Origin of the sequence: Bacillus sp. AFS055030, from assembly GCF_002574545.1 — a bacterium.
Lineage (GTDB): Bacteria > Bacillota > Bacilli > Bacillales > Bacillaceae_G > Gottfriedia.
The window spans coordinates 43,337-60,145 of the sequence record NZ_NUGT01000009.1 but is presented as its reverse complement, the minus strand read 5'-3'; the positions used below and the strand labels follow the sequence as shown (position 1 = coordinate 60,145).

The window sequence follows — 16,809 nt, the reverse complement described above, 5'->3', positions numbered from 1 at the left end:
TATAAATCAATTGATTTATATTATAAGCGTTTTTTTTTACACATTAAGAAAAGAAAAATTGGCATCGAGGTTAATGCGACAAGTTGGCTGCTTTATTGTTTACCACTTGGATTTAGTCTAATTTAATAAATTTTCTGACTCAAAATATAAATCAATAGGCGAATTTACATCAGTTTGATAAGATATTGGTAGGATATGTATATAAGGAGTGGAAAAATGAAAAGTACAGTAAGTGAAAATAGTGCGTGGAAAAAGGTGGGGCGATCGATTTATCAATTCCGATATTTTGTTATTGCAATTTTAGCTGTATTTTCAATCGTTTTAGGGATTTATTCGAAGCATTTACCTAGTATTTTAGATGGAGATGGTTTTAGGACACCTGGTGAATATGAAAAAGCAAAGAATGTACTTGAAAAGGAATTCGAGCAATCTCCAGACTCACTCATCATTTTAATTGAGCGAAAAAAGGGTGCTTCTACGGCCGAATTCCAATCTGATATTGAACGGATTGTGAAGGAAGTTCAAAAGGAAAAGAATATAAAACAATTTCATCACCCTCTTATGAATCCAGGGATGAAAAAAGATAATATAGCTTACTTATCCCTTTTATTTAATGAGAAAGATCACGATAAGTTAGTTGATTTAAACAATAAATTTGCTAAAAAAGTAGAATCTTATTCAGATGATACAGTAAAGATAGGAACAACTGGTTTTACAATCATTAGTGATGTAATGAATAAAACTAGCCAAGAAGACTTGAAGAAAGCTGAAATGATAGGTGTACCGATTGCGTTTATCGTCTTATTTTTTGCATTTGGAAGCTTAGTTGCATCTGCTATCCCGATAATAATTGGGATAATTAGTATTTTAAGTACATTTGGAATTTTATACTTCATAGGTAAGCATGTCGATTTATCAATCTTTGTCTTAAATGTTGCACCGATGATTGGATTAGCATTATCAATCGATTTTGCCTTATTATTCGTCAGCCGTTATAAAACTGAATTACAGAATCATTCAACAGTGAAAGAAGCAATTAGTGTAACGTTTGCAACTGCAGGTAGAGCGATTATTTTTTCTGGTATTTGTGTATTTATTGGATTATCAGCTTTGTACTTCATCAATATTGATTTATTTAGAAGTGTCGCTATAAGTGGTGCTGTTGTTGTATTAGTTAGTTTATTTTTATCATTAACTCTTTTACCAGCAGTACTTTCAGCTCTTGGAAAAAATATTAATAAAGGTACGTTAAAATCGATTGCGAATCGAAGCCAAAACCAACAACAAGTAGTTTGGAGAAAATTTGCAAATTTCGTTATGAAAAGACCAATCATTATGGCACTAACATCATTAATCATTTTAGGTCTTTTCGTCATTCCAATTAGGGATGTACATCTAAATATCCCTACAATTGATGCATTACCAAAGGATGCACCGTCGAGAATTAATTATGAAAAATATCAAAAAGCTTTTCTTCCGGAAGCACAAAAACATGGATCAGTCTCGATTGTATTAGAATCCGATAGTGATTTTTTAAAACAAAAAAACGTAAACGCATTAGATAAGATACAGAAGAAGCTTGAAAATGATAAAAATGTATATGAAGTTAAAAGTGTGTTGAATGCAGTTAATTTAAATGCCCAGCAATTATTACCTGCTTTAAAGTCTCCTAACGCATCAAAAATTGAGCCAGCAATTGATGCCTATATTAAAAAGAATAAAACTTATATTCAAGTATTCTTTAATTCTGATCCTAAATCAGAAAAAGGGAAGCAATGGGTAAGAGATTTTGAAGATCAATATAATGGGAAAATTGAAGGACTTAATTATACTGTCGGTGGTCAAGTGAAATTTGAACAAGAATTATTTGATGAAATTACAGATAATATTGTATACGGCTTACTAGTGATTATGGTTAGTACTTTTATCATATTAATGATTGCGTTTAGGTCCATTATCATTCCAATCAAAGCGATCTTGATGAATGTATTATCTTTAAGTGCAACGTTTGGAATCATTACTTGGTTATTCCAAGGTGGTAATTTTGGTTTACCTCAATCTGATATTATGTTGATTTTGCCAGTGTTTGTTTTTGGATTAGTTTTCGGTTTAAGTATGGACTATGAAGTATTTCTAATGTCGAGAATGCAAGAACTATATTATGAATCGGGAGATAATACTTATTCAACAAGAGAAGGGTTAGTATCGACGAGCCGTATTATTACATCAGCGGCATCTATTATGATTGTTATTACAGGAGCATTTGCTTTTACGGATATGGTACCTGTTAAACAGATGGGAATCGGTATTGCTATTGCCATTTTCTTGGATGCTACAATCGTTCGATTAGTTTTAGTTCCTAGCTTAATGCAGTTATTTGGAAAATGGAATTGGTGGTTTCCATTTGCAAAAAATAAAACCGAACAACCATCCAAACGAGTTGGATAAATCGATTAAAGGGAAACTGCTATTCATTTTATAATTGAATAGCAGTTTTTTAATTTTAGTAATCTTACATGGTCTGTGTAAAAATTCCCAATTTTTCGAAACTATAGAAAATACATGGTCAAATTTGGTAAACTAAAAAATGAAAGAGGGGGAGAAGGAATCATGTTAAAAAGAACGATTAGAGCAATGTTAATAAGCTGTCTTGTATTAACAATTAGTTTATTAACAGCATGTGGTAACAATGATGAAAAATCTGCAAATGGTAAAAAACATGGGAAATTACCAATCGCAACAATAAAGGTAAAGGATTATGGTGTTATTAAAGCTGAATTATATCCTAATATTGCACCAAATACAGTAGATAATTTTATTTCACTGGCAAACAAAGGATTTTATAATGGCTTAACATTCCATCGTGTTGTTAGAGACTTCGTCATTCAAGGTGGAGACCCTGAGGGAACTGGTGGCGGCGGTCCAGGCTATGCAATTGATGGAGAATTTACATCAAACGGCTTTAAAAATAACTTAAAACATACAACAGGTGTATTATCTATGGCGCGAACTGGTGATCCAAATAGTGCAGGAAGCCAATTTTTCATAATGGCAAACGATATACCTGATCTTGATGGGCAATATGCATCATTTGGAAAAGTGACAGAAGGAATCGATATTGTTAAGAAAATTGACGCAGTTGAAGTGGACTCAATGGAAAAACCTGTTACACCAGTAATTATCGAGTCCATAAAGGTAGATACAAAAGGCGAGAAATACGCTAAACCAAAAACTCATAAAGAATAAAATCGTCCCTTTAGCTTTTGTTTTAATGACTTATACATAAAATTAAAAAAACTACTTCGTGAAAATGAAGTAGTTTTTTCATTTAAATGTGGATTATAAACCTTTTTTTATTTTACCAGACCAAAGTTTGTAGCCGCCTTTAAGTTGGTAAAGTTCTGTTACACCTTGTTTACGTAAAATACGTGCAGCTTGTCCAGGACGAACGCCCATTTGATCATATAAATAGACTGCCTGATCTTTACGAATTTCTTTTGAACGCGTTTTTAATTGTGCGAACGGAATATTACGAGCACCTAATATATGGCCGTTCTTAAAATCTTCTTGATCACGTAAGTCAATTAGCTGAGCTTTACGGTAGCCAGCACGAAATTCTTCCTCAGTTAACGTTTTAATTAAACGTTTTTGGTAGAAATACATAACGGTAGAGTATACAATGATACCTAGAACGACAAAAATTATTGGTAAAAACTGACTCAAATTTTTCAACACCTTTCAATTACCTACTTATCTTATTATAATTCTCTAGTAGGATTGTGCAAGAAACTTTCATTAAAAAAGTAAAAATTTAATCGAAAAATGAGGAGATTTGCAACATGGCAAAGACAAAGTGGAATTTTATTAATAGTGGAGTAAAATCAGGTAGCTATAATATGGCTCTTGATGAATGCTTAATTAAGTGGCAAAGTGAAGAAGGTTTTCTTCCAACACTGCGTTTCTATGAATGGGAAAATCCAACTGTAACAATCGGATATTTCCAAAAAAACCAAGAAATAAGTTTAGAAGCATTAAAAAAATACAATGGTGATTTCGTAAGACGCCAAACTGGTGGTAGAAGCGTACTTCATCACGATGAATTAACTTATAGCGTAATTGTCCCAGAAAACTACCCTAATATGCCTGTATCCGTTACGGAAGCATACAGAGTGATCTCAATGGGAATTTTAGAAGGGTACAAGCTACTTGGTCTAGATGCTTCTTTTTCTATACCAAAAACGGCTGAAGAAAAAAATCAGCTAAAAAACCCAGCAAGTGCCGTTTGCTTTGATGCGCCATCATGGTATGAAGTTGTTGTAAATGATAAAAAAATTGCTGGAAGTGCTCAAACGAGACAAAAAGGCTCAATTCTTCAGCATGGTTCAATTCCTTTAAATATTGATGTTGATATGTTATATGACTTATATATTTTCTCTTCTGATGCAGTAAGAGAGAGAATGAAAAAACGTTTCTTAGATCGTGCAACATGGATTAATGCAGAAAGTACTACTCCAAAAACAATGGCTGACTTGTATGAAGCATTTGAAAAGGGCTTTGAAATTGGTTTAGACATCGAGTTAGTGCCTTATGAACTAACTGAGGCTCAAGAGAAGGAAGTACAGGAATTAGCTGCTGCTAAATATAGTACTGAAGAGTGGAATTTACGTAAGTAGTTATCGTTTTTATTGAAAGCCATTTTGGCTTTCATTTTTTTTGTATTGAGTGTGGGGAGTATGTTCATTAAAGAAATTTCAGTGGTGCGAAAAGAGAGGATCGTGTGAAAGAAAATACCCACAACAAACGGTCTACAGTAGACAACAACAAAAAGTTTTGATGTCCTAAAGGTGTATCATTAGAGATCTTCCTACCATTTCCACTGTTTTAATTATGATCGAGGTTAATACTAATCAAAAAATGTGGAGAAGGAGTAGATTAGATGAAGCCTTTTTTACCAAAACTTGTCTATTTCGAGCCTCAAGCTTTAGAGTATCCGTTAGGTAAGGAATTGAAGGAAAAGTTTGAACAGATGGGTTTAGAAATAAGAGAAACGACATCACATAATCAAATTCGAAATTTACCTGGTGAAAATGATGTGGAAAAATACCGGATTGCGAAGTCAACTTTAGTAGTTGGGCTTCGTAAGACTTTAAAGTTTGAAACATCTAAACCTTCAGCGGAATACGCAATTCCTCTTGCTACAGGTTGTATGGGACATTGTCACTATTGCTACTTACAAACAACACTTGGTTCTAAGCCGTATATTCGGGTATATGTAAATTTAGAAGAGATTTTTGCACAAGCAATGAATTATATAAAGGAACGTGAGCCTGAAATTACAAGGTTTGAGGCCGCATGTACTTCTGATATAGTTGGTATTGACTATTTAACGCATTCACTTAAGAAAACGATTGAATTTATTGGTGAAACAGAATACGGTCGTTTACGATTTGTAACAAAATTTCCACATGTAGATCATTTACTTGATGCAAAACATAATGGGAAAACTACATTTAGATTCAGTATAAATTCTAGGTATGTTATCAAAAACTTTGAACCCGGAACTGGGTCATTTGATGAGAGAATTGAAGCCGCGAAAAAAGTTGCTAATGCAGGATATCCTTTTGGCTTTATTGTTGCTCCTATCTATATGCATGAAGATTGGGAAGAGGGTTATGAGGAGCTTTTTATTCGTTTAAAGGATGCACTAGGTGAATTGGCAAACGAGAAGATGACATTTGAACTTATACAGCATCGTTTTACGAAGCCTGCCAAAAAGGTGATTTTAGAGAGGTATCCTAATACTAAACTTGAAATGGATGAAGAGAAAAGGAAATATAAATGGGGGAAATATGGAATTGGAAAATATGTATATCAAAAAGAAGAGGCTACTTCTATTGAAGAAATCATTTCAGGTTATATAAAAAAGTATTTTCCAAATGGAGAAATTCAATATTTTACATAATGAAGTGTATCTAATTTATAGGTACACTCTTATTATTTTCATCATACTCATATACAGTTAAAGGATTTATGATTCATTTAAAAAAGTTCATGTTAATTGCACTTTTGGTTTATGTGTTGTATCATTTTATTTGATGCTTATTGTTACGGAATAAAGTATGAATGAGTGTATTGGAGGAAGAACATGCCCACACCTAGTATGGAAGATTATATTGAACAAATTTACCTTTTAATTGAAGATAAAGGGTATGCTCGTGTATCTGATATTGCTGAAGCATTATCTGTACACCCATCGTCAGTAACCAAAATGGTGCAAAAACTAGATAAAGACGATTACTTAATTTATGAAAAATATAGAGGACTAATTCTGACGCAAAAAGGTAAAAAGATGGGGAAAAGACTTGTCTATCGCCATGTATTACTTGAGCAATTCTTGAGAATTATTGGTGTGGATGAAAACTTAATTTATCAAGATGTTGAAGGAATGGAACATCATATGAGTTGGGAAGCGATTGATCGAATTGGAGAACTAGTGCAGTTCTTTGAAGAAGATAAAAATCGAATCGAAGCATTAAAAGAAATTCAAAAGTCGAATGAAGCTCAATCTAATACAAATAATTAAAAAGACCGTGCTCAGTAGGAAGCACGGTCTTTCTTTTTGCCCTTTTCACCTTCAATTACAGTTAAGTGACTTGCATCCTTTGTTCGTTTTTTTAACAAAGGTGTGGAGGTACTTTTTCTTGAAGTGGGCTTTGATTTGTTAATCGATTTTTTAAACGGGCTAGATTTTTGAGTGTTATATTTTTTTATAGTTTGTTTTGCAGCCTTACGATAGGAGTCTTGATGGCTTCTTTGACTGTTTGATGATGAAAAAACTCTATAAATAAAATAAATAATTAAAAGAATTAATCCAATAAATAAAAATCGTTGTAATAATTTTGCTGGATCATGTATCAACTGAGCAATTAAGCCAAAAAGTGCTAATGCAATTATTCCATAAAAAATTGATGTGTACACTTTTTGATTCACTTTAAGCACCTCCTATGGTGAAGAGTAGATAATGTATTAGAAAAATATTGTTTCTTATAGTTTATTACATTTTATCCAATAAGTTGATATTTTTTATAAAATTCTGTCAATTAATTATTGTTATTTTTTTCCACTTCTAAAAGTCGGTTAAATGAAGCGATTGAAACTTCAACTTGATCATCAGATGGCTCTTTAGTTGTTAATAATTGAAGCCATAATCCAGGGTAGCCTACCCATCTTAATATAGGAATATTTCGAACTTTATTTGTTAATTGTAGAACTTCAAACGAAACACCTATAACGACTGGAATTAATAAAAGTCGATCGACAATTCTTAGCCAAAGTGGGCTTGTTGGAACTAAGAAGTATATGAACATACCAACAATTACAGTAAATAAGATAAAGCTACTTCCACAACGATAATGTAGTCGAGATTGTGATTGGACTCCTTCAACCGTTAAAGGAATGTTGTTTTCATATGCATTAATTACTTTATGCTCAGCACCGTGATACATAAACACTCTTTTAATAAATGGAGTCAATGAAACTAAATAAATATAAATTAATAATAAACCTAGTTTTATCATACTTTCGATTATGACTTGTTGAAAATCGGTTTCAAATATTGGTTTCAATGTTGCTGCAAGTAGAACTGGTACAAGTGTAAAAATAACTTTTCCAACTAAAAATGATAAAACAGCTAGTAATGAAAGTCCGAGATAAGTTGCAAGGGTACCTTTTTGTTTTTCACGCTCAATTGCAATTTGCTCATCATCATTTGGATCAATCCCGTATCTTTCAGTTGAGTAATTTAAATGCTTCGATCCATTAATACTTGCTTGTATAATCGCGACTACACCACGGACAAAAGGAATTTTCTTTAATTTTTGCATTGTCTGATTAATATGTATCGGTTCTTCATAATATTGAATTTCTTCGTTTGATCTGCGAATAGCAGAGACTGTATGTGTTTTGCCACCAAACATTACGCCCTCTACGATTGCTTGACCCCCATAAACTGCTTTATTTTTCTCTCTCATGTTGCACCAACCTAATCTTGTTTTTTATCTCTATTACTATCTATTGTAAATGTAAGCATAATAATGGTGCAAGTAAGAAGTAGGGAAATCTAAGTAATAATCACAATATTTTTAATTTTCTAACAAAAATTTGAACTCACATTAAAAATTTCTTTGTTGGACATAATACACAGAGATATTTAGCAATGTATGGAAAGGGAAATGTTATATGCCGGACAAAGATAAAGAACAAGAAAAAAAGCAAAGTCAGAATCAAGAACAAGAACAGGAAATGCTCAATGAAAACAATCAAAACGAAGATTCGATTCAAAATGAATACCTAGTGCAAGGTGGCGATGGTGATTCAAAAGGTAGTCGGAACTTTAATAAGATTGCTAGTATTGGCTTTTTCGGTGGTATATTTTGGTCTACTGTTTTTTTAGTACTTAGTTATTTTGACTTTACTCAAATTGGTCCAAACTTTGTTTTAGAAAGAATCAAGCTTGGAAAATGGGCAAATGGTAATGTTGAAAACCTAATTTCTATAGTTGCAATAGGAATTATTTCAATCATTATTGCGTTTATATTCTATTTTATTGGTAGAAAATTTAGAGGAGTTCTTCCAGGTATATTTTTCGGGTTACTCCTATGGGTTATAGTTTTTATTCTTCTTGGTAGAATAGCATTTGATTTAAAAGCAATTAAAGATTACTCATCTGATACGACAGTTACTACAATCTGTTTATTCATTTTATACGGAACTTTTATTGCATATTCTGTTTCTTTTGCATTTCAAGAGCAAAAGGCATATTTGCGTGGCTATTCAAAATAGTCTGGCCTATGATAAAATATATCTTGGGTATTCCAAGATATGTTGATTTGGGATAAATATGCAAAAAATGATGGGTGGAGACTTTTAAAATGGCTAAGTTTTTATTGTTGAATGGACCTAATTTAAATATGCTCGGTCAAAGAGAAGTTTCTATCTATGGTTCAACTACATTAAAGGATATCGAGGATCATTTATCATCGCTTGCACTTGAAAATGGGGATACACTTGATTGCTTCCAATCAAATCATGAGGGGGAGTTAATTGATCAACTGCATGCGGCAAATAATGTCTATGATGGGATTCTGTTTAATCCTGGCGCATTTACTCATTACAGCTATGCAATTCGTGATGCAATTGCAAGTATTACCGTACCAACTATTGAAGTACACATTTCAAATATACATAAGAGAGAAGAGTTCCGACATACTTCAGTTTTAGCTGCAGTAACAAAAGGGCAAATCGTTGGTTTAGGTGTGTATGGATATGAATTAGGTTTAAGTGCGTTAAAAAAGATTAGTAAGGGAGAGAAACACAATGGAGAAAATTAAAAAGTTACGTGAAGCTTTAGTAGAAAAAGGATTAGATGCATTATTAGTAACTAGTACATACAACAGACGTTATATGACGAATTTTACAGGTTCTGCTGGTGTTGCTTTAATTACTCAAGACAAAGCTTTATTCATTACTGATTTCCGCTATATTGAACAAGCTACTAGCCAATGTGAAGGTTTTGAGATTGTTAAACATGAAGGTTCAATTCCAGCTGAAGTTGCAGCTTTAACAGAGAAATTTGGCGTATCAAAACTTGGATTTGAACAAGATCATGTTACGTTTACAGAATTTGGTTCTTACCGCAAAGTAGTAAAAGCGGAATTAGTTCCTGTAAGCGGATTAATCGAAAAATTGCGCTTAATTAAAACGGATGCAGAGATTTCAATCATTAAGGAAGCTGCTAAAATTGCAGAATCTGCATTTGATCATATTTTAGGATTTATCCGTCCAGGAGTTACTGAATTAGAAGTTTCGAACGAGTTAGAATTTTTCATGCGTAAATTAGGCGCTACTTCATCATCATTTGATACAATCGTTGCTTCTGGTACTCGTTCTGCTCTTCCTCACGGTGTAGCATCAGATAAAGTAATTGAAACAGGTGATTTTGTAACGTTAGATTTTGGTGCATACTATAAAGGTTATGTATCAGATATGACTAGAACTGTTTCTGTAGGCGAACCACATCCTGAATTGAAGAAAATTTATGATATTGTTCTTGAAGCTCAATTACGTGGTGTTAACGGTATTAAAGCAGGAATTACAGGTAAAGAAGCTGATGCATTAACTCGTGACTATATTACGGAAAAAGGTTATGGAGATTATTATGGGCACGGAACTGGTCACGGTATTGGTTTAGAAGTACATGAAGGACCTGGCGTATCATTCCGTTCTGATACGGTATTAGAGCCAAACATGATCGTAACGTGTGAACCAGGTATTTATATTCCAAATTTAGGTGGAGTTCGTATAGAAGATGATTTAATCGTTAAAACTGGTGGTAACGAAAACTTAATGTCTTCACCAAAAAATCTAATCATTTTATAAGTTTTCATTAGATTAGAAATTAAAACTACACAAAAAGCGTATTTTACTTTATGATATAAAGTTGTAAAAGAAATTCATGGTAAGAGAAATGGTTCTTTTTTTACACAATACATACTTATAGAACCATTTCATTTTTTAGGAGGATATTTAATGATTTCAGTAAACGATTTTCGTACAGGTTTAACAATTGAAACTGACGGTGGACTTTGGCAAGTAATCGATTTCCAACATGTTAAACCAGGTAAAGGTGCTGCATTCGTACGTTCAAAACTTCGTAACCTACGTACAGGTGCTGTACAAGAAAAAACATTCCGTGCTGGTGAGAAAGTAGCAAAAGCACATATTCAAAACCGTAAAATGCAATATTTATATGCTAATGGTAACCAACATGTTTTCATGGACAATGAGTCTTATGAGCAAATTGAATTACCAGAAGCAAATATTGAACGTGAATTAAAATTCCTTAAAGAAAATATGGAAGTTTATATCATGACTTTTGAAAGTGAAATTTTAGGTGTTGAATTACCAAACACAGTTGAGCTAAAAGTAGTTGAAACTGAACCAGGTATTAAAGGTGATACGGCTTCTAACGTTACAAAACCAGCTACAATGGAAACTGGTTTAGTAGTACAAGTACCAATCTTCATTAATGAAGGTGAAGTATTAATTATTAACACAACTGAAGCTAGCTACGTTTCACGTGCTAAATCTTAATTAAATGAAAAAATGGAGGCACTTTTTTAAAGAGTGCCTCTTTTTTACATTAACAAATCTAACTTAGTAAGGAGGTAATAAAATGATTACATCCATTATTCTTTGGACATTGATTATTATTTGTTTTGCATTGGCATTTATTGCGCTAATCAAACCGATTATTCCAGGGGTACCAGTATTATGGGTAGGTTTTTTAATTTATTACTTTGGTATGAATAAAAGTAATTTAAATTTGTCATTTTGGATTATTATGTTGATTTTTACAGCTGTTATCTTTCTAGCGGATATACTGGCTAATAAATATTTTCTTAAAAAATATGGTAGTACAAAAACTGGTGAAAGAGTAGGGTGTTTAGCTGTAATTGTTGGTTCATTCGTTTTTCCTCCCTTTGGCTTAATTATTGTTCCATTCATTTCTGTCTTTATAGCAGAGAAAATGCAAGGGAAGAATACGAAAGAGTCGATAAAATCTGCATGGGCGACAGTTGTCTCTTTTATTAGTAGCTCACTCGCAAAAGCGGTATTGCAAGTTATTATGGTCATAATCTTTTTCGTTTATATTATATTTTAAATTGGTTTTTAGAATCTTACCGATCGATTCAGCTTTTTTAGTTACTTATGAATCTTTTATGAGTAACTAATTCTTGAGCAAGTGAAAAGAGAGAAGTTTTACGACTTCTCTCTTTTTTTGTACCTTCTAATTAATGTTTGTCTTCTGAAATGGACATGTTTGGCATATTAGTAATAAAAAAGAATGAAAAAAGGTGTGTAGCTATGAAGGATTGGATTGATTCGATGGATCGGGCAGTTTTAAGTATGGGGATGCTCAGAGTTTTTGGTGGAAGTATTGAATTGATTGCTGCTTTTACAATTTTGTATTTAAACGATATTAAGAAAGCCTTAGCAGTGAATAGTGTTTTAGCAACTGTCGGGCCTATTATCCTCATTTCTACAATGGCCATAGGAATTATAGGTGTTGCATCAAAGTTGGATCCTATTCGATTAGTTTTAGTAGTTTGTGGTGTGTTTTTAATATTGTTGGCAGTTTTTAAATGATAGGATGTGACCTTTAATGGAAGAGGTTTTCAACGTATTGCCTACATTAATAAAAGAAAAGCTACAACGTTCATATGGAGATCTCCATCAAGTAGAGGAATTAAGATTACGGGTTGGGCGTCCGGTTGAAGTGATCGCTAATAATCAGTCAAATTTTATACCTTATATCTTAACAGAAGAAGAAGGCGGGCAAATTCTCGGTAAGTTAAGTCAGTTTTCAATTTATACAATTGAAGAAGAATTGAAAAAAGGCTATATCACAATAAAAGGCGGGCATCGTGTCGGGTTAGCTGGTCGCGTAGTAACAGAAAATGGAATGGTTAAAATGATTCGAGATATTAGTTCTTATAATTTTCGTATAGCAAAAGAAAAAGTAGGAATAGCTAGTCCATTTGTAAAGTATGTTTATGAAAGAAGATGGAAAAACACAATGCTGATTGGCCCCCCACAAGCAGGGAAAACAACATTACTAAGGGATTTTGCTAGAGTAGTGAGTCAAGGTGATGCCATAAGGGGAATAAGACCTTTAAAGGTTGGTATTGTTGACGAGCGTTCTGAGATAGCAGGTTCAGTAAAAGGGGTACCTCAATATACATTTGGTGAAAGAATCGATGTATTAGATGCGTGTCCAAAGGCTGAAGGAATGATGATGCTTGTAAGGTCAATGAGTCCTCATGTCATTCTTGTGGACGAAATTGGAAAAAAGGAAGATGTAGATGCGATTTTAGAAGCAATCTTTGCAGGTGTTCAATTAATCGTAACGGTTCATGGCTATTCATTAGAGGAAATACGAAAACGCCCCTCTCTTTTGCCTTTGTTTCAAAATGGAACATTTGAACGATTTATTGAAATTTCAAATTATCCATCACCTGGTACAGTTACAGATATTAAAAATAAGGATTGCACTAGTTTATTTCATTCGAGGGCGGTGCTTTAAATGAGATGGATTGGCGCACTTTTTATCATTTTTTCAACAAGTTGGCTTGGATTTTATTTTGCAAGTAGATTATCAGAACGGACAAAAGAATTAAGGGGCTGGAAGTTGGCTCTTCAATCACTTGAAGCAGAGGTAATGTATAGTCAATTACCACTGCAAGAAGCGTTTAGAAGAATTTCTGGTCAATTAAAAGGACCGATTAAAAATTGTTTACATGATTTTGCAATGCAACTTGAAACGAGTGCATTTTCAGCGAAAGAAGCCTGGGAAAATTCATTAACGAAATATGCTAAAACAGTCTCGATTAAAGAGTCAGATATACAAGTATTATTACAGTTCGGTGAGACGATTGGTATGCATGATAAATATTCACAACAAAAACAAATCATTTTAGCATTAAAACATTTAGAAAGAGAAGAGCAGGAAGCAATCGATTCGCAAGGTAGTTACGAACGAATGTCTAAAATGCTAGGCGTTTTAAGTGGAATATTAATCGTTATATTACTCTTGTAGGAGGGGTTTAAATTGATTACAAATTATGCACTGATGTTTCAAATAGCTGGGATTGGGGTAATTGCTGCCATTATCCATGCGGTCTTAAAAAAAGCTGGGCAAGAAGAGTTTGCTACATGGACAATTATTACTGCATTCATTATCGTATTTCTACAAGTTATCACGAAAGCTGGTGATCTATTTAATAAAGTTAGGGATGTATTTCTATTTCATTAGATTAGGGGTGAGAGTCGTTGGAAATCATCCAAATTGTTGGCATTGGGTTAGCAGCTACATTTGTCATTCTTCTATTAAATCAATTTAAAATGAATAATTTTACTTTAGCAATAACAATTTTTATTAGCTGCGTATTATTTTTATTTTTATTAGATAAAGTGCAATTCTTATTAGATCAAATTCAAAAACTAGCAAATCAGGCGAGTATTAAAAATGTGTATGTTGAAACTTTATTAAAAATAATTGGCATCGCATACATAGCTGAATTTGGCGTTCAAATTACGAAAGATGCAGGCCAAGGTGCAATTGCCTCTAAGATTGAATTAGGGGGAAAAGTATTAATTTTGGTTCTTGCAGTACCTATTTTAACAGCTTTAATTGAAACAATTTTAAGTTTTTTACCAAAAATTTCTTAGATGTAAGGAAGGGAGGACATTATGTCAAAAAGGATGAAAGTATTTCTTCTTTTCTTTACTCTCTTTTTTTTAGTACCAAGAATTGTACAAGCTGCTCCTCCACCTGCTGAAATCGTAAATGAACAAATACAAAAGTTAGGGATCGACGAAGTTCAAAAGTATTGGGATGAAGTTGTTCATCAATATGGTGGTTTTTTACCAGAAAGTCAAAAAGGGGACTTTATCCAATTTATTAAGGGAGAAAAGAAATTTTCATTGCAAGAATGGTTTATAGCATTTGCTAAATATATATTTTTTGAGTTATTAAGTAATGGAAAAATATTAGGGATCTTAATTATGTTAGTTATTTTTAGTTCTTTACTCCAATCATTACAAAATGCATTTGAGAAGAGTACCGTCAGTAAAATTGCGGATAGTGTTGTTTTTCTAGTATTAGTCGTGTTTGCATTAAATAGTTTTTATATTGCCACTCAGGCTACACAAGATGCCATTACAGTTATGATTGATTTTTTACGAGCATTAATACCGATTTTACTAGCTTTAATTGCGACATCAGGTGGTGTGATATCAGTTGGCGTTTTCCATCCAATCTTAATATTTTTAATGCATACAAGTGGATTACTAGTAACCTATTTTGTATTACCCTTAATTCTTGTATCTACAATTTTAAGTATTGTAAGCATTATAAATGATGAGTTAAAGGTAACGAAATTAGCTTCTTTAATAAGGAATGTTGCGGTAGGGGTACTAGGAATCTTTTTAACTATTTTTTTAGGGGTATTAAGTGTACAAGGTTTGACGACTGCAGTATCGGATGGGATAGCAGTAAAAACAGCTAAATTTGTAACAAGTAATTTTGTTCCGGTTGTTGGTAAAGTTTTTGCAGATGTAACTGATACAGTCATTAGTGCTTCTTTGCTATTAAAAAATACAGTTGGGATCGTAGGATTAGTTACATTGTTAGCAATCGTTGTTTTCCCAGCTATTAAAATATTAATTTTAGCTTTAATTTATAAATTCTCAGCAGCGATTTTACAACCTGTTGGAAGTAAAAATATCATAAGCACGATTGATACGATCGGTAAAAGTGTAACTTATTTATTTGTTTGTTTAGCAATTGTTTCACTAATGTTTTTCTTGAGTATGACTTTAATAATAGCGGCAGGTAACATTGTCGTCATGTTTAGGTAGGTGAAAAAATGGAATTCTTTATACACTGGGTTTCAAATATTATCGTCTATATACTAGTTGCAACCGTCATTATGATGTTAATTCCAAATAACGGCTTAGCAAAATATGTGCGATTTGTAGCGAGTCTATTATTAATTGTCATGATGCTTCAACCTATATTTCAATTATTCAGAGTAAATATAAAAGAAGTGCTTGCTGGGTACCAGTCTGAAACGTATGTAGCTAATGGTGAAATAAAAAATGAAATAAATAATAAGAAAAATGAAATACAAGAAGCAGAGCGTGCATATATATTAAAACAAATGGCTGTCCAAATGAAAAAGGACGTTGAAAAAAGCTTTACGAAAGAATTTGAACAGGTCATTACAAATGTGGATTTACAAGTAAAAGATGGAGTTAATACAGTAAAAACAGCTCAAGATCTATCTAAAGTAATCGTTTACGTAGGCCCTAAAAAAGATGAGACAAGCAATGTAGAACCTGTTCAAGAAGTATCAATTAATACTGATCAGCCAGTCCAGACAGACGATGAAAAAATTAAACATCAAGAGTTACAAACTTTTTTAGCAAATAAATGGGAGCTTGAGGACAAGCAAATCGAAGTCAAAATGGAAGGAGGGGAGTAATGACAAATGAAAAAAAAGATTCCACCAATAAAATTAGCAGACTTTCTAAAAGGAAATAGCGATGATAATACCTCTTCTGACAAAGAAAAAAGTCCATTTAAACTGACGAGAAAATATGTACTTGCTTTACTGGGACTCGGGATTTGTTGGATGATTGCAAGCAGTCTTTTTGCTAATACAAATCAAAAAACGAATTCAATGCTTTCACCTATTTCGACAGAAACGAGTGGATCACCAAAAAATAATGAACAAGCTGTTGAGACTCTTGGAAGTGGTGGTGGAAAATCCTCATCGAACAAAATAGAAGAAATTGAAAAAAAATACGAGCAGCAGCTTACAGAAACATTAAATAATATGGCTGGTGTAAGTAATGTAAAAGTAGAAATAAATCTTGAAAGTAGTGGAAGGAAAGTCTATCAAACGAACAAAACAAATCGAACTCAAGAAACGAATGAAACTGATAAACAAGGTGGAACACGAAATATTGATGATCAATCTCAAGAAGAGCAAGTAGTCATTATTGATAACGGAGATAAACAAGAGCCAGTAATAGTTGAGACTGAAATGCCAAGGATTAGAGGAGTCTTAATTGTAGCTAAAGGTGCACAAAATCTAGAAATTAAACAAATGATTAGAGAAGCCGTTACACGATTACTTGATGTACCAAGCTATCGTGTCTCTGTACAACCAAAAAAATAAGAGG

At 32.9% G+C, this 16,809-nt stretch carries 21 protein-coding genes; 18 read left to right on the top strand and 3 right to left on the bottom strand.

The window, feature by feature from the left end; all coding sequences use genetic code 11:
* Positions 1 to 216: 216 nt before the first annotated feature.
* Positions 217 to 2,448, top strand: a complete 2,232-nt coding sequence (locus tag CN925_RS03455; protein WP_098844884.1) for an MMPL family transporter — start codon at positions 217 to 219, stop codon at positions 2,446 to 2,448.
* A 162-nt stretch (positions 2,449 to 2,610) separates the two neighbouring features.
* A complete protein-coding gene (locus tag CN925_RS03450; RefSeq protein ID WP_098844883.1) occupies positions 2,611 to 3,246 on the top strand; it encodes a peptidylprolyl isomerase in 636 nt (211 codons plus the stop codon).
* A 93-nt stretch (positions 3,247 to 3,339) separates the two neighbouring features.
* Here CN925_RS03450 and CN925_RS03445 read toward each other — a convergent pair whose 3' ends face one another.
* The gene (locus tag CN925_RS03445) at positions 3,340 to 3,663 is read right to left on the bottom strand and encodes a rhodanese-like domain-containing protein (RefSeq protein WP_084006937.1); all 324 of its coding nucleotides are present in this window, start codon (positions 3,661 to 3,663) and stop codon (positions 3,340 to 3,342) included.
* 176 nt (positions 3,664 to 3,839) lie between these two features.
* Here CN925_RS03445 and CN925_RS03440 point away from each other — a divergent pair, with 176 nt between their 5' ends.
* The 3 genes from CN925_RS03440 to mntR all read left to right on the top strand — a co-directional run bounded on the left by CN925_RS03440 (position 3,840) and on the right by mntR (position 6,583).
* Entirely contained in the window at positions 3,840 to 4,673 is an 834-nt protein-coding gene (locus tag CN925_RS03440) for a lipoate--protein ligase family protein (RefSeq protein ID WP_098844882.1), read from the top strand.
* A 263-nt stretch (positions 4,674 to 4,936) separates the two neighbouring features.
* Positions 4,937 to 5,962: a spore photoproduct lyase gene (gene splB, locus CN925_RS03435; RefSeq protein WP_098844881.1), complete on the top strand. Its 1,026-nt coding sequence runs from the start codon at positions 4,937 to 4,939 to the stop codon at positions 5,960 to 5,962.
* Between the two features lie 183 nt (positions 5,963 to 6,145).
* Positions 6,146 to 6,583, top strand: a complete 438-nt coding sequence (gene mntR / locus CN925_RS03430; protein ID WP_098844880.1) for a transcriptional regulator MntR — start codon at positions 6,146 to 6,148, stop codon at positions 6,581 to 6,583.
* An 11-nt stretch (positions 6,584 to 6,594) separates the two neighbouring features.
* Here mntR and CN925_RS03425 read toward each other — a convergent pair whose 3' ends face one another.
* Together CN925_RS03425 and CN925_RS03420 are read right to left on the bottom strand one after the other, a co-directional pair.
* Complete coding sequence (locus CN925_RS03425) at positions 6,595 to 6,990, bottom strand: SA1362 family protein (protein ID WP_098844879.1); 396 nt, start codon at positions 6,988 to 6,990, stop codon at positions 6,595 to 6,597.
* Between the two features lie 110 nt (positions 6,991 to 7,100).
* Positions 7,101 to 8,030 carry a DUF1385 domain-containing protein gene (locus tag CN925_RS03420; protein WP_098844878.1) on the bottom strand — a complete coding sequence of 310 codons (930 nt, stop codon included), beginning with the start codon at positions 8,028 to 8,030 and terminating at the stop codon, positions 7,101 to 7,103.
* A 208-nt stretch (positions 8,031 to 8,238) separates the two neighbouring features.
* Between CN925_RS03420 and CN925_RS03415 the strand changes: the two genes are divergently transcribed.
* From CN925_RS03415 to spoIIIAG, 13 genes are all read left to right on the top strand, one after another.
* A complete protein-coding gene (locus CN925_RS03415; protein ID WP_098844877.1) occupies positions 8,239 to 8,841 on the top strand; it encodes a YqhR family membrane protein in 603 nt (200 codons plus the stop codon).
* Positions 8,842 to 8,930: 89 nt separating this feature from the next.
* Complete coding sequence (gene aroQ / locus CN925_RS03410) at positions 8,931 to 9,389, top strand: type II 3-dehydroquinate dehydratase (protein ID WP_098844876.1); 459 nt, start codon at positions 8,931 to 8,933, stop codon at positions 9,387 to 9,389.
* The gene (locus tag CN925_RS03405; RefSeq protein WP_098844875.1) at positions 9,376 to 10,437 is read left to right on the top strand and encodes a M24 family metallopeptidase; all 1,062 of its coding nucleotides are present in this window, start codon (positions 9,376 to 9,378) and stop codon (positions 10,435 to 10,437) included. The genes aroQ and CN925_RS03405 overlap by 14 nt, the downstream gene beginning before the upstream one ends.
* Positions 10,438 to 10,587: 150 nt before the next feature.
* On the top strand, positions 10,588 to 11,151 hold the full coding sequence (gene efp, locus CN925_RS03400) for an elongation factor P (RefSeq protein ID WP_098844874.1): 564 nt from the start codon (positions 10,588 to 10,590) through the stop codon (positions 11,149 to 11,151).
* A gap of 82 nt (positions 11,152 to 11,233) precedes the next feature.
* The gene (locus CN925_RS03395; RefSeq protein ID WP_098844873.1) at positions 11,234 to 11,722 is read left to right on the top strand and encodes a DUF456 domain-containing protein; all 489 of its coding nucleotides are present in this window, start codon (positions 11,234 to 11,236) and stop codon (positions 11,720 to 11,722) included.
* A 203-nt stretch (positions 11,723 to 11,925) separates the two neighbouring features.
* A complete protein-coding gene (locus tag CN925_RS03390; protein WP_098844872.1) occupies positions 11,926 to 12,207 on the top strand; it encodes a YqhV family protein in 282 nt (93 codons plus the stop codon).
* Between the two features lie 16 nt (positions 12,208 to 12,223).
* Entirely contained in the window at positions 12,224 to 13,144 is a 921-nt protein-coding gene (gene spoIIIAA / locus CN925_RS03385) for a stage III sporulation protein AA (RefSeq protein ID WP_098844871.1), read from the top strand.
* Positions 13,145 to 13,657, top strand: coding sequence for a stage III sporulation protein SpoIIIAB (spoIIIAB, locus tag CN925_RS03380; RefSeq protein WP_098844870.1), 513 nt, complete (start codon positions 13,145 to 13,147; stop codon positions 13,655 to 13,657).
* Between the two features lie 12 nt (positions 13,658 to 13,669).
* Positions 13,670 to 13,873 (top strand): stage III sporulation protein AC, encoded by a 204-nt coding sequence (gene spoIIIAC / locus CN925_RS03375; protein ID WP_088072847.1) that lies wholly within the window; start codon positions 13,670 to 13,672, stop codon positions 13,871 to 13,873.
* A 26-nt stretch (positions 13,874 to 13,899) separates the two neighbouring features.
* Positions 13,900 to 14,289, top strand: coding sequence for a stage III sporulation protein AD (gene spoIIIAD / locus CN925_RS03370; protein ID WP_098845068.1), 390 nt, complete (start codon positions 13,900 to 13,902; stop codon positions 14,287 to 14,289).
* Positions 14,290 to 14,310: 21 nt separating this feature from the next.
* On the top strand, positions 14,311 to 15,480 hold the full coding sequence (gene spoIIIAE, locus CN925_RS03365; RefSeq protein WP_098844869.1) for a stage III sporulation protein AE: 1,170 nt from the start codon (positions 14,311 to 14,313) through the stop codon (positions 15,478 to 15,480).
* Positions 15,481 to 15,488: 8 nt separating this feature from the next.
* Complete coding sequence (gene spoIIIAF / locus CN925_RS03360) at positions 15,489 to 16,106, top strand: stage III sporulation protein AF (protein ID WP_098844868.1); 618 nt, start codon at positions 15,489 to 15,491, stop codon at positions 16,104 to 16,106.
* A 6-nt stretch (positions 16,107 to 16,112) separates the two neighbouring features.
* Positions 16,113 to 16,805, top strand: coding sequence for a stage III sporulation protein AG (spoIIIAG, locus tag CN925_RS03355; RefSeq protein WP_098844867.1), 693 nt, complete (start codon positions 16,113 to 16,115; stop codon positions 16,803 to 16,805).
* Positions 16,806 to 16,809 lie beyond the last annotated feature (4 nt).